Raw genomic sequence first — 11,928 nt, forward strand, 5'->3', positions numbered from 1 at the left:
GGTCGGTGAGGCGGGCTCGGATCACACTACGAGGTTGAGTCGGCCAGCTCCAGGGCCGGAATGCCGGGCGGAGCCAGGCCGAACGCCCTTGCGTACAGGCCGAGTTCGGCCTCAACGGCGCGGATCATGGTGTCCGCCCGGCGGAAGCCGTGCCCCTCGCCCTCGAAGGTGAGATACGCGTGCGGGACACCGCGCCCGGCGACCGCCGCCAGGAAGCGCTCGCACTGCACGGGCGGGCAGACCCGGTCGTCCAGGCCCTGCAGCAGCAGGAAGGGCGAGGTGACCCGGTCGGCGCGGTACGCCGGGGAGCGGTCGCGGTAGCGGTCGGGGACCTCGGCGAGCGGCCCGATCAGGGACTCCATATAGCACGACTCGAAGTCATGCGTCCCGTCGTCGGTCCACTCCGTGAGGTCGAGGACCGGGTATTTGACCGTGGCGCACGCGTACAGCTTGGTGGTGGCGAGCGAGGCGGCCGCGGTCCAGCCGCCCGCGCTGCCGCCCCGGATGGCGAGCCGGGCCCGGTCCGCGCTGCCCTCCTCGGCCAGCGCCTCGGCGACGGCCGCGCAGTCCTCGACGTCCACCACGCCCCACTGCTCGCACAGCCGGTCCCGGTAGGCGCGGCCGTAGCCCGTCGAGCCGCCGTAGTTGACCTCGGCGACGCCGATGCCGCGCGAGGTGAAGTACGCGATCTCCAGATCGAGTACGAGCGGGGCGCGGTCGGTCGGGCCGCCGTGCGCCCACACCACGTACGGCGGCGCCTCGCCGTCGGGCGCGGTGTGGTCGGGGTTGTGCGGGGGATAGATGTGCGCGTGGACGTCCCGGCCGCCCGGCCCGGTGAAGGTGCGCTCCACCGGCCGCGGGTAGTAGGCCGGGTCGACGGGGTCGGTGTGCGCGGCGCCGATGACCCGGGCGTGGCCGGTACGGGTGTCCAGCTCCACCACCTCGTACGAGCTGTGCGGGCTCGCCGCGACGCCGACCACCCGGCTGTCGGCCACCGCAAGCGTCGCCTCCCACTCGGTCCAGCGGCCCGGCGCGTCGACCAGCTCGCCGCTGCGCGGATCGAGGATGCCGAGCCGGGCGGCGCCCCGCCCGTGCACGACGGCGATCAGCCCGCCGGGCAGCAGCGCGAACCAGCGCCTGCCGAGCCTCCACAGCGGCCCGCCGAACTCCTCCTCGCGTGGGCAGAGTACGACCGGCCGTGCCTCCCCCGCTCCCCCGTCGGTGCCCGGAGCGGCGTCGGCGTCGAGGGCCGCGCCGGCCTCGCGGCGTCCGCCCGTGTCGCCCGCCGGGCTCGCGCCTTCGCCTCCGGCGAGGGGCACGCCGCCTCCGGCCCCCGAGGCCGTGTCGGCGCATACCTCACCCAGGTCGAGCCGGTGCAGATTCCACCAGCCCGTGCGATCGGCGGCCGCGAGCAGCGTGCCGTCGGCGGCCCATTCGGCCTGGGCGACCGACTCGCCCGGCCCGCCCAGCACCGGGCGGGCTCCCGCGAACGTGCCATCCTTCGCCACCCGGGCCACCATCAACGCCGTGCCGTCCCACGGCATCTGCGGATGGTCCCAGGCGATCCAGGCCACCCGCCGCCCGTCCGGGGAGAGCTGGGGCCCGGTGACGAAGCGGTGCCGGTCGTCGGTGAGCTCGCGCACCGCCGTACGGTCGTCGGCGGCCGAGCCGTCCAGCGGCACCGCGGCGATCGCGCGGCGTACGTCGGTCGGCCCCTCGCCGGTGAACTCCTCCAGCACGCCCCACACTTCGCCACGGTCGGCGTGCAGCCGCAGATCCGCCCAGCGCAGCCCGCCGCCGACGTCCGACACCGGGGTCAGCGGGCGCGGCGGGGCGCCGGTCGGGTCGTCCGGCTCGTACGCGTACAGCTGCTGGTCGGCGAAGTGGACGAAGACAACGAGCGGGCCGCCCGCCGGGCGGGGCACGGCCGCCCACGGCAGACCGCCGTACTCCATGACCCTGCTGCATACGTTCCACGGCGCGGGCAGCACGCTGACCTCGGCGCCGCCGGGCCGGCGCCGCATCAGCGTGCGGCGGCCGCCCTCGTCGGGGCGCGGCGCGGTCCACCACACCTCGTCGCCGACCGTGCCCACGTACTCCGGGCGGCCGCCGTGCGACGCGGCGAGCGCGGCGTCGATCGGGGACCGCCAAGCGCCGTAGGGGGTCGTGGCCACCGTGCTGTCACCCATTCCGTCACCTAACCCCAATGCCATTGATTTTGCGGTGAGTTTGAGACGGTGACACGCCGTCGCTTCGGCGTGTCGCCGTCTCAAACTCACCGCAAGTCCAGCCTCGGCCCCGCTCACGCTCTCCGCAGGAAGTGGTCGAGCACCCGGACGCCGAAGTGCAGCGCGTCCACCGGCACCCGCTCGTCCACGCCGTGGTACAGCGCCTGGTAGTCGAAGCCCTCGGGCAGCCGCAGCGGCGAGAAGCCGTATCCGACGATGCCGAGCCGGGAGAACTGCTTGGCGTCCGTGCCGCCGGACATGCAGTACGGCACCGCGTGTGCGCCCGGATCGAAGTGTTCGACCGCGGCCCGCATGGCCGCGAAGACCGGGCTGTCGGGCGGGGCCTGAAGGGCCGGCGACCGGTGGTGGAACTCCCAGTCGACGTCCGGCCCGGTGAGCCGGTCCAGGGTGGCGTGGAACTCCTCCTCACCGCCCGGCACGATCCGGCCGTCCACATACGCCGTGGCGCTCCCGGGGATGACGTTGACCTTGTAACCGGCCTCCAGGACCGTCGGGTTGGCGCTGTTGCGGACCGTCGGCTCGATGAGGGCCGCGGCCGGCCCCAGCTCGGCGAGCAGCGCGTCGACGTCGAAGTCGGCCGCGCCCACGTCGGCCTTGACGCCGCGCAGCGCCGCGAGTTCGGTCAGCGCGGCCTTCACGGTCGGCGTCAGCCGCACCGGCCAGCGGTGTTCGCCGATCCGCGCCACGGCCGCGGCCAGCCGGCTGACCGCGTTGTCGCGGTTGACCTTCGAACCGTGTCCGGCCGTGCCCCGGGCGGTGAGCCTCAGCCAGGCCGTGCCGCGCTCCCCCGCCGCGATGGGGTACAGCCGTATCCCGGACCCGGCGTGGAAGGTGAAGGCGCCCGACTCGCCGATGCCCTCCGTACAGCCCTCGAAGAGCCCGGCGTGCTCGTCGGCGAGAAAGCCGGAACCGGCCTCCGCGCTGTCCTCCTCGTCCGCGGTGAAGGCCAGCACGATGTCGCGGCGCGGCCGCACGCCCGCGCGGGCCCAGGCGCGGACGACCGCGAGCACCATCGCGTCCATGTTCTTCATGTCGATGGCGCCCCGGCCCCACACCACGCCGTCGCGCACGTCCCCCGAGAACGGGTGCACGCTCCAGTCGGCGGGCTCGGCGGGCACCACGTCCAGATGGCCGTGGACCAGCAGCGCGGCAGCGGACGGGTCGGTGCCCTCGATGCGGGCGACGACGTTCGTCCGCCCCGGGTCCCGCTCCAGCAAGGTCGCGTCGATGTCCGCCTCGCCCAGCCGCTCCGCGACGTATTCGGCGGCGGGGCGCTCCGCGCAGTCGCCGCCACCGCGGTTGGTGGTGTCGATGCGGATCAGCTCGGAGGTGAACCGCACCACCTCCTCCAGCGCGAGCCCGTCGATCGCCTCGGGCACCTCTGTCAGCTGCGACTCAGCCATACTGCTCCTCCACCGCGGCCGACACGAGCGTGGTGACCGCCTTGAAGCAGCGGATGCCCTCATACATGCTCGGCGAGGTGTACGCCACGCGCCGCACCCCGCTGGGCTCCACCCCCGGCACGACGCTCGCCGCCCCCACCAGGTGCTCCGCGTCGAACTCCAGCTCCACGGTGAACGGCCCGGCCTGCTCGGGCTCATGACGCACCGCCAGCGCCGCCGCCTGCCGCGCGGCCGCCCGGATGTCCGCCGCCGTGCGGGCCGGGGTGCGGCACACCGCCGCGTACCGCGAGACGTAGTCCTTCACCGCGACCGACCGCGCCCCGGGCGCGTACCCCTTGGCGTCCTCGCAGGTCCGGTCGTCCCCGGTGACCAGCACCACGGGCACCCCGTACTCGGCGACGACCAGCGAGTTGAGCCGGCCCTCGCTCGCGGGCACACCGTCCACCCACACACCGGTGATGGAGTTGGCGAGGTAAGTGTGCGCGAGGACGCCCTCGGTCCCGGCGCCGGTGTGATAGCCGACGAACGCGATGCCGTCGACATCGCCGTGCTGCACACCCTCGACCATGCTCAGGCTCTTGTGCTTGCCCGTGAGCATGACGGCCCGCTCGTCCAGCTCCTCCAGCAGCAGATTGCGCATGGACCAGTGCGCCTCGTTGATCAGCACCTCGTCCGCGCCCCCGTCGAAGAACCCGGTGACCGCCGCGCTCACATCCGAGGTGAACAGACGGCGGCAGCGCTCCCACTGTGGTGTGCCGGGCAGCACGTCCGCGGGCCAGGTCACACCCGTGGCGCCCTCCATGTCGGCACTGATGAGGATCTTCAAGACTGTCCCCGCTCCTCCCAGGTCACGTGTCCACCTGACTATGCCCCAAGACGGCCCCGGTACGGCACGGCTTGGCTGCGGTGTCGGCCCGCCGGTGGGACCAGTGTCGCGATCATGCACATGGAGGAGACCGAGGACTTGTGGCGGACCGCTCTCGCCGACCGCGACCCGCGCGCCGTCGAACGGTTACTGCGGTGCAGTGCGGCACTGCCGAAGCTGCTACGGCACGGTGAACAGCCGGGGTCGATCGAGGCGGCCGAGTTGCGCGGGCTCCTGTTGCTGGGCGGCGACGGCGAAGTCCCGTTCGCCGCGGACTCCCCGTGGGGTACACCGGCCGGCGCCGACTTCGCCGAGGCCATGGCGCGCCTCTGGACACCCGTCACAGGATCCTGCCCTCGCTTCCTCGCGGCGCTGCACGCGGAAGTGCTCGGGCTGGCGCTGGTCGCCGTGAAGGGCGAGTACCTGCTCGCGTACCTGTATCTCGCCGACCGCTCGGGGGATCCGCCGCGCGACCTGGCGGACCTGCCCTCGAGGTCGCGGTACGAGTCCCTGGAGGTGCTGTGGGGCACAGCCTCGACCCACCTCGGTCCGACGGACGCCGTCCCCATACTGGACGAACCGCTCCCCGCGGCCGTCCGGGACCTCGCCGCGGTCCACGCCTCCCTCAGGTCCTTCGACTTCGATCTGCGCCTCGACCGCTTCACCACGACGCTCGGCGCCTCGACCCTCGCGAACTACGCGGGCGAGGACCCCGACGACTACGACGAGACTGACGACTTCGTCCGTGCGGTGAACGGCGAGTTCGACCGCTGGATACGGTTTTGCACATGCGACTCCGCTGCTGAGGCCTACTTCCTCGACATGGCCGACCGCGACGCCGACGGCACCCCCCGGGTCGCGCTGTCGGGCATCAACGGCACCTCCGAGCGGCCCGGCGCCCCCTTCTGGGACTGGGGCGACGAGGCGCTGCCGTCCCTGCTCTTCTGTCTTTGAGGGCGGCGGAACGCCGACGAGGACGGCGAGGAACAGGTGATCACCGAAGCGCGCGATATTGCGTGGGATGCAAGACCCGGAGGGGCTAGCTGTGTGGGGCTCGGCGCCACAGTGCCGGACCCCACACAGAAGGTGGAGGTCAGTCGTCGCCGTTGAGCATGGCGGCGGTCAGGACGTTGCCGCCGAAGCCCCAGCCGCCGTCGGCGACCTCGTCGACCAGCACGACGGTGTTGGGGCGGGCCCGCTCACCGTAGATCTCCGCGTACAGGTCGGTGGTGCGCTCGACGATCTTCTTCTTGTCCTCGGCGGTGATGGTGCCCGCGGGGACCTTGAAGTGGGCGAAAGGCATGGGTGTTTCTCCTTGAGTGGGTTCTTCCGTGATGCGGAAATACGTGTCGGAGAACTTGCGGCCATGGGGGCCGGTTCTCGGCTGGTGCCTACGTGGTCAGGGGCTGGCGTGGGTGCGTCCTCACACCATGCCCCCGTTGGCCCGCAGGACCTGGCCGTTCACCCAGTGCCCTGCCGGGCTGGTGAGGAAGGCGACCACCCGGGCGATGTCTTCCGGGGTGCCCAGCCGCTCCAGGGGCGGGGCCTTGGCGAGCTGGTCGATCTGCTCGGGCGTCTTGCCTTCGAGGAACAGGTCCGTGGCTGTGGGGCCGGGGGCGACGGTGTTGACGGTGACGTCCCGCCCGCGCAGCTCGCGGGCGAGGATCAGCGTGAGCGACTCGACGGCCGCCTTGCTCGCCGCGTACGCACCGTAAGCGGGGAACCGGGTACCGACCACGGAGGTCGAGAACCCCACGAACGAGCCGCCTGCGCGCAGTCGCCGGGCGGCCTGCTGGGCGACGACGAAGGTGCCGCGGATGTTGGTGCGGTGCACGGCGTCGAGCACCGCCAGGTCGAGGTCGGCGATGGGCGACAGAGCGAGTCGGCCGGCGCAGTTCACCACGGCGTCCACACCGCCGAACTCCAGCTCAGCACGGTCGAACAAGGCGGCGACCGCATGCTCGTCCGCGACATCCGCCTGCACGCGGATCGCCCGCCCGCCGACGGCGATGATCGCCGCCACCGTCTCCTCGGCGGCAGCCGCGTCGCGGGCGTAGTTGACCACGACAGCCAGGCCGTCTTGGGCGAGCTTGAGGGAGACCGCCCGGCCGATACCGCGTGATCCGCCGGTGACGACGGCAACCCGCCCGGCCGCCGGAGGGGGAGTGGGAGTGGGGTGGTTCGTAGTCATGTCCTCCACGATGCGCGGCACCGGCCGGCTGAACCAGGGGATGTCATCCCCTGTGTCGGTGGCCCGGCCGGACGCAGAATGGCAGGCATGGGTTCTGTGAAATACACCGAGCTAGGGGCTTTCCTGCGGTCGCGACGTGAGCGCATCCGCCCGGCCGACGTGGGGCTCCCTTCCGGGCCCCGGCGCCGGGTGCCCGGGCTGCGCCGCGATGAGGTCGCCCAGCTCGCCGGCGCATCGGTGGACTACTACAACGAACTCGAACGGGGAGCCGGCTCCCAGCCCTCCGAGCAGATGATCGCCGCGCTGGCGAGGGCCCTGCGTCTGACCGCTGACGAGCGCGACTACCTCTACCACCTGGCGGACCGCCCGGTGCCTGTGCACGGCTCAGCAGCCTCGCACGTTCACCCCGGCATGCTCGACCTGCTCACCCGTCTGACATCGACACCCGCACAGGTCATCACCGACCTGCACGTAACCCTGGTACAGAACCCGCTGGCGGTGGCACTGCTCGGGGACCACTCCGGCCTCCGGGGCGCCCGGGCCAGCTTCGTCCACCGGTGGTTCACCGCCCCCGACGCCCGGCAGCTGTATCCCGAAGCCGACCATGAGGACCAGTCCAGAGCCTTCGTCGCCGACCTGCGGGCAGCCGCCGCCAGACGAGATGCCAAAGACACCGAAGCCAGCTCAATGATCAGCTCGCTGCTCGACACCTCCCCCGAATTCGCCGCCCTGTGGGCCGACCACGACGTGGCGTTCCGGCGCGGCGACCGCAAACGCCTCAACCACCCCACACTCGGGCTGATCGAGGTCAACTGCCTCAACCTGTTCAGCGAGGACGGCCGACAGCGGCTGCTCTGGTTCACCCCCGCAGTCGGCACCGACAGCGCCGACCTCCTCGATCTGCTCGCCGTCCTCGGCACCCAAAAAGTCACCGGCCCGACACGCGTCAAGACTGACAACACGCCCACCCCGGCTCCGAGCTGACCACCACGCCAGGGCTCAGAGCCGGACCCGAGCCCAGACGGTCTTCCCGACGACACGCTCCCGCACGCCCCACGCCTCGGCGAACGCGTCCACGATCGCCAGCCCGCGCCCGGACTCGGCGTCCGGCGTCGCATCATTGACGACCGGCAGCCCATCGCCGGGGTCCGACACCTCGATGCCGATGAGCTTCTCGGCGTCGTAGGCGATACGTACCTCGTAGTACCTCCCCGGTACGCGGCCATGCCGCACCGCGTTGGCCGCCAACTCCGACAGCACGAGCAACGCGACCTGCGCGGAGCCCGGGGCCACCCCCCACCTGCACAGAGCGGCCCCGGCCGACTGGCGGGCGCGGTGAACAGACTGAGGGACGGGTGTAAACCTCTGCTTCCAGCCATGGCGGGGGTTTACATCATGACTTTGTGTGTTCATGCCCCCACTGTCCGTGCAGGTGACTAGCGTGACCAGTAACGGAACGTCGACCGCGGCTGCCGCCAACTCCGCTCGAACGGACGTTGATCGGCGTTGAGCCGCGTTGAGGGGGTGGATGGGATGTCGCAGCCCAAGAAGAAGGACTCCGCGCCACCGACGATGCAGTACTTCGCCGCTGTGCTGCGGATTCTGCGCGAGCACGCGGGGCTGACGCAGGAGGAGTTGGGCGAGCGGATGCACTACACGGGGTCGGCGGTGAGCGCGGTGGAGACGTGTGCGAAGCCGCCGACGGACGACTTCGTCGAAGCGGCCGAGAAGGCACTGGACGCGGGCGGGTTGCTACGCTCGGCAATCCGGTTTCTGCGGTTGGAGCGGTATCCGGAGTACTTCCAGGGCTTCGTGCAACTGGAGCAGGAAGCACTGAGTGTGTCGTCGTACTGCACGCAAGTGATCGACGGGCTCCTGCAGACCGAGGAGTACGCCCGCGCGCTGCTCCGCAGCAACTACCCGCCGTTCGAAGAGGACGAACTGGAACAGCTCGTCACGGCTCGAATGGATCGCAAGGCGCTGTTCGACCGCAAGCCTATGGCCCTGATTCACACCGTGATCGAAGAAGCAACACTGCGGCGACAGATCGGCGGCCTGGAGTCCATGGGCCGCCAGTACGAACACCTCCTCACCAGGGCGGCTCGCCCCAACGTAACGTTCCAAGTCATGCCAGCGAACTGCGCCGAACACGCGGGACTACGCGGGCCCATGAAGCTGATCGTGACGCCCGACGAGACTTCCCTGGCTTACATGGAAAGCCACGGAGAGAGCATGCTCGTCTCCAAGCCCAACAAGGTGGGCACACTCGTCCGGCGCTATGCGATGATCCGGGCGCAGGCCCTCAGGCCGGAGGAATCCGTAAGCTTCGTCGAGCAGTTGATGGGTGAGCTATGAACGAACTCGTATGGTTCAAGAGCAGCTACAGCGACTCCGGCGGCGGCGACTGCGTCGAGGTCGCCCTCGACTGGCACAAGTCCAGCTACAGCGACTCCAGTGGCGGCGAATGCGTTGAGATCGCCACCACTCCCGCCACCGTCCAGGTCCGGGACTCGAAGATCCCTGACGGGCCGAACCTCCACATACCCGCCGACGCCTGGGCGGACTTCCTCGCCTTCGCCACCCGCTACCGGTAAGCGGGGCGGGCTGCGCTTCGCCCGCGCCTATGCGCCATCTCGCGGCATTCGGCTCACGCGGGTGCGGCTTTCGTCTCGGACCCTCCGGGTCCAAAGCGCCAGCGAGAAGGGGGAAAGGGGCGGCTGGCCCGGCGTCCCGATTCCTCGGCCCGGCAGGCGGCTGAGCTCAAAGAGGCTCCGCTGCGCTCCGCCGCGACTGCTGCCGCGCGGTGGCTGGCCGGTCAGCCCAGCGGTGCGCTGGACCGAGGCCCGGGAGCGCGACGGATGGGCGAGCACCGGGGGACGGGATCGGTTCTCCCCCCACCTGCTCTAGGAAATACGTTTGATGCAGTACTTGATGCAGATCAAGTGTTTTTTTGAGAGCAGGTGGAGAGAGAGCCCCAACCGGACCGGCCTCCACCGCTTCGGGCGCCCAACCGCCGTCCCCCCGCTCGCGAGCCGGTGACGCCCCCTTGGGCTGGACGGCGACGAAGCCTCCGGCCGCCCCCACCCCTTCCCGCTGCTGGCCGCTGTGCGCCGAAGGCGCGAGACGATGCCGCCCGCGGCAACCGGACCATGCCGTCCAACGGCGCTGGCCCGTACGTCGCGCTCCCGCGCCCCGGTCCAGCGCATCGCTGGTCCCCTTGCCCAGCCACCGCGCGGCAGCAGCTGCGGCGGAGCGCAGCGGAGCCTCTTTGAGCCCAGCCGCCCACCGGGCCAAGGAACCGGGACAACGGGCCAGCCGCCCCCCTTCCCCCTTCTCGCCGGCGCTTTGGACCCGGAGGGTCCGAGACGAAACCCGCACCGCCCGAACCGAATGCCGCGAGACGGCGCACATGCACAGGCGTAGCGCAGCGAAGCCAACCAGCGCAGCAAAGCGAAGCCACCCGCGCAGCCGGCAGCACACAGCAGTCAGCCCGAACCGAAAACCTCAGTAGCCGAGCTTGAGCAAGAGGTCGGCGAGCTCGACCGGCGTGGTGATCATGCAGTCGTGGCCGGTCGCCAGTTCCCACACCTGCGCCGGGGTGCCGTTGGGCTGAATCGCGGGGACGGGGCGCCGGGTAAAGCCTTCGGGCTCGCCGACAACGCAGTGGATATGCGTCCGCGGGATCGTGTTCACGGCCGGGTTGTCCAGCCGGACCGGTTGCTGGAGGCAGCGCACGGGCTGATCCGACAGCATCGTGCGCAGCCACGCGACGTCCGCCGGGTCGGTGACTCCGAACAGGCCCATGGGTGGCGGCATTTCGGGGAGCGGCGGAACGCGCCAGCCGCTGGCGGACGCCAGGGTACGGTCGATCAGGTTCTGGGTCACGGGGAGGACATCGGCCGCGGTCTCGCCGTCCTCCGGGACCATCGCGTCGAGGTAGACCAGATGCGCTATCCGGTCCGGGACCTGGTTGGCCGCGGATGAGATGACCAGCCCGGCGTAGCTGTGTCCCACGAGGATCACCTCATTCAGGTCCTCCTCGGTGATCAGCCTGACGACGTCGTCGACGTGCGTGTCGAGCCCCACCTCGGGGCTGAGCAGATGGGCTTTGTCGCCGTAGCCGGTCAGCGTCGGCGCGGACACCTGGTGTCCGGCCGACGCCAGCAACGGGACCACCCGCTCCCAGCACTGTCCGCTGTGCCAGGCGCCGTGTACCAGCAGATACGTAGACATGGTTTCGCTCCTTGCCGTTGCTTGTCGGCTGACCACGCTGCCGACCGGGCCCCGGCCGAGCCAGAGCCCCCGCGATCCTGGGGGTGACAGGACCAGGCACACACGCAGTGGCACGCATTACCGTGGCGAGATGACGGACGAACCGAACCTGCTGGGCGATTACGTGCGCGCCCGCCGTGAGCTCGTCACTCCTGAGCAGGTCGGTATCCCCGCTGTGGGGGTACGGCGCGTGCCGGGCCTACGACGGGAGGAGGTCGCGATGCTCGCCGGCATCAGCGCCGACTACTACCTGCGCCTGGAGCAGGGCCGCGACCGCAACCCCTCCGTGCAGGTCCTGGAGTCTCTTGCGCGCGTGCTGCGGCTCGACGAGGACGCGACGGCGTACCTGCTGCGCCTCGGCGCCGACAAACCCCGACGGCGCCGACGCCCGCGCCGGAGGGAAACCGTCCCTCCGGGCATCGTCAAGTTCGTGGCCACGCTCCCGCTGCCCGCGTTCGTCGAGGGCCGCTACTTCGATGTGCTCGCCGCCAACGGCCTGGCGACTGCCGTGTCACCGCGCCTCACGGTGGGAGGCAACCGCCTGCTGGACGCGTTCCTCGACCCGGCCGAGCAGGCCCTCTACCCGGACTGGGAGAACGCCATCGTGGGCATGGTCGCCGGGTTCCGCGAGTCCGTCGGGACCGATACGGACGACCCTCGCTTCATCGAGCTCGTCGGTGAGCTCTCCCTCGCCAGCCCCCGCTTCAGCAAGCTGTGGGCTCGCCATGACGTAGTGGTGTGCGAAGGCACGACCAAGTGCATCGACCACCCCCAGGTCGGTCGCCTGCGGCTGAACCAGGAGCGGCTGGGCATCGGCGGCGCGGCAGGCCAGACGCTCATCGTCTTCCACCCGGACCCCGGCAGCGACAGCGCCGACAAACTGGCGCTCCTCGCCTCCGCCGTCCAGACACCGGCCGCACCTCGAGGAGCGGGCCACCCGAGGTAGCC

At 71.0% G+C, this 11,928-nt stretch carries 12 protein-coding genes; 5 read left to right on the forward strand and 7 right to left on the reverse strand.

The window, feature by feature from the left end; all coding sequences use genetic code 11:
* Nucleotides 1-26: 26 nt before the first annotated feature.
* From ACWY4P_RS12095 to ACWY4P_RS12105, 3 genes are all read right to left on the reverse strand, one after another.
* The gene (locus ACWY4P_RS12095) at nt 27-2,189 is read right to left on the reverse strand and encodes a prolyl oligopeptidase family serine peptidase (protein ID WP_456210535.1); all 2,163 of its coding nucleotides are present in this window, start codon (nt 2,187-2,189) and stop codon (nt 27-29) included.
* Between the two features lie 113 nt (nt 2,190-2,302).
* The gene (locus ACWY4P_RS12100) at nt 2,303-3,652 is read right to left on the reverse strand and encodes a M20/M25/M40 family metallo-hydrolase (protein ID WP_456210536.1); all 1,350 of its coding nucleotides are present in this window, start codon (nt 3,650-3,652) and stop codon (nt 2,303-2,305) included.
* On the reverse strand, nt 3,645-4,478 hold the full coding sequence (locus ACWY4P_RS12105) for a M55 family metallopeptidase (RefSeq protein ID WP_456210537.1): 834 nt from the start codon (nt 4,476-4,478) through the stop codon (nt 3,645-3,647). The genes ACWY4P_RS12100 and ACWY4P_RS12105 overlap by 8 nt, the downstream gene beginning before the upstream one ends.
* Nucleotides 4,479-4,592: 114 nt before the next feature.
* Between ACWY4P_RS12105 and ACWY4P_RS12110 the strand changes: the two genes are divergently transcribed.
* Nucleotides 4,593-5,471 carry a hypothetical protein gene (locus ACWY4P_RS12110; RefSeq protein ID WP_456210538.1) on the forward strand — a complete coding sequence of 293 codons (879 nt, stop codon included), beginning with the start codon at nt 4,593-4,595 and terminating at the stop codon, nt 5,469-5,471.
* Nucleotides 5,472-5,610: 139 nt separating this feature from the next.
* Here ACWY4P_RS12110 and ACWY4P_RS12115 read toward each other — a convergent pair whose 3' ends face one another.
* Both ACWY4P_RS12115 and ACWY4P_RS12120 read right to left on the reverse strand, forming a co-directional pair.
* The gene (locus tag ACWY4P_RS12115; protein ID WP_456210539.1) at nt 5,611-5,820 is read right to left on the reverse strand and encodes a 4-oxalocrotonate tautomerase family protein; all 210 of its coding nucleotides are present in this window, start codon (nt 5,818-5,820) and stop codon (nt 5,611-5,613) included.
* Nucleotides 5,821-5,940: 120 nt separating this feature from the next.
* The gene (locus ACWY4P_RS12120; RefSeq protein WP_456210540.1) at nt 5,941-6,708 is read right to left on the reverse strand and encodes an SDR family oxidoreductase; all 768 of its coding nucleotides are present in this window, start codon (nt 6,706-6,708) and stop codon (nt 5,941-5,943) included.
* A gap of 78 nt (nt 6,709-6,786) precedes the next feature.
* Here ACWY4P_RS12120 and ACWY4P_RS12125 point away from each other — a divergent pair, with 78 nt between their 5' ends.
* On the forward strand, nt 6,787-7,692 hold the full coding sequence (locus ACWY4P_RS12125; protein WP_456210541.1) for a helix-turn-helix transcriptional regulator: 906 nt from the start codon (nt 6,787-6,789) through the stop codon (nt 7,690-7,692).
* A 15-nt stretch (nt 7,693-7,707) separates the two neighbouring features.
* On the opposite strand, the gene ACWY4P_RS12130 is transcribed toward ACWY4P_RS12125, so the two are convergent.
* Nucleotides 7,708-8,121 carry an ATP-binding protein gene (locus ACWY4P_RS12130; RefSeq protein WP_456210542.1) on the reverse strand — a complete coding sequence of 138 codons (414 nt, stop codon included), beginning with the start codon at nt 8,119-8,121 and terminating at the stop codon, nt 7,708-7,710.
* A gap of 120 nt (nt 8,122-8,241) precedes the next feature.
* Between ACWY4P_RS12130 and ACWY4P_RS12135 the strand changes: the two genes are divergently transcribed.
* Both ACWY4P_RS12135 and ACWY4P_RS12140 read left to right on the forward strand, forming a co-directional pair.
* On the forward strand, nt 8,242-9,063 hold the full coding sequence (locus ACWY4P_RS12135) for a helix-turn-helix domain-containing protein (protein ID WP_456210543.1): 822 nt from the start codon (nt 8,242-8,244) through the stop codon (nt 9,061-9,063).
* Nucleotides 9,060-9,302 (forward strand): DUF397 domain-containing protein, encoded by a 243-nt coding sequence (locus ACWY4P_RS12140; RefSeq protein ID WP_456210544.1) that lies wholly within the window; start codon nt 9,060-9,062, stop codon nt 9,300-9,302. Before ACWY4P_RS12135 ends, ACWY4P_RS12140 begins: the two co-directional genes overlap by 4 nt.
* 910 nt (nt 9,303-10,212) lie before the next feature.
* On the opposite strand, the gene ACWY4P_RS12145 is transcribed toward ACWY4P_RS12140, so the two are convergent.
* The gene (locus tag ACWY4P_RS12145) at nt 10,213-10,941 is read right to left on the reverse strand and encodes an alpha/beta hydrolase (protein ID WP_456210545.1); all 729 of its coding nucleotides are present in this window, start codon (nt 10,939-10,941) and stop codon (nt 10,213-10,215) included.
* 130 nt (nt 10,942-11,071) lie between these two features.
* Between ACWY4P_RS12145 and ACWY4P_RS12150 the strand changes: the two genes are divergently transcribed.
* A complete protein-coding gene (locus ACWY4P_RS12150; protein WP_456210546.1) occupies nt 11,072-11,926 on the forward strand; it encodes a helix-turn-helix domain-containing protein in 855 nt (284 codons plus the stop codon).
* Nucleotides 11,927-11,928: the final 2 nt, after the last annotated feature.

The sequence above is a fragment of the Streptomyces sp. LZ34 genome (assembly GCF_053890475.1).

Excerpts from the sequence above, each read along its gene's own strand:
- ACWY4P_RS12150 (WP_456210546.1), top strand. The coding sequence starts at position 11,072 with ATGACGGACGAACCGAACCTGCTGGGCGATTACGTGCGCGCCCGCCGT.
- ACWY4P_RS12095 (WP_456210535.1), bottom strand. The coding sequence starts at position 2,189 with ATGGGTGACAGCACGGTGGCCACGACCCCCTACGGCGCTTGGCGGTCC.
- ACWY4P_RS12125 (WP_456210541.1), top strand. The coding sequence starts at position 6,787 with ATGGCAGGCATGGGTTCTGTGAAATACACCGAGCTAGGGGCTTTCCTG.
- ACWY4P_RS12115 (WP_456210539.1), bottom strand. The coding sequence starts at position 5,820 with ATGCCTTTCGCCCACTTCAAGGTCCCCGCGGGCACCATCACCGCCGAG.
- ACWY4P_RS12135 (WP_456210543.1), top strand. The coding sequence starts at position 8,242 with ATGTCGCAGCCCAAGAAGAAGGACTCCGCGCCACCGACGATGCAGTAC.
- ACWY4P_RS12140 (WP_456210544.1), top strand. The coding sequence starts at position 9,060 with ATGAACGAACTCGTATGGTTCAAGAGCAGCTACAGCGACTCCGGCGGC.
- ACWY4P_RS12130 (WP_456210542.1), bottom strand. The coding sequence starts at position 8,121 with ATGAACACACAAAGTCATGATGTAAACCCCCGCCATGGCTGGAAGCAG.
- ACWY4P_RS12110 (WP_456210538.1), top strand. The coding sequence starts at position 4,593 with ATGCACATGGAGGAGACCGAGGACTTGTGGCGGACCGCTCTCGCCGAC.
- ACWY4P_RS12100 (WP_456210536.1), bottom strand. The coding sequence starts at position 3,652 with ATGGCTGAGTCGCAGCTGACAGAGGTGCCCGAGGCGATCGACGGGCTC.
- ACWY4P_RS12120 (WP_456210540.1), bottom strand. The coding sequence starts at position 6,708 with ATGACTACGAACCACCCCACTCCCACTCCCCCTCCGGCGGCCGGGCGG.
- ACWY4P_RS12145 (WP_456210545.1), bottom strand. The coding sequence starts at position 10,941 with ATGTCTACGTATCTGCTGGTACACGGCGCCTGGCACAGCGGACAGTGC.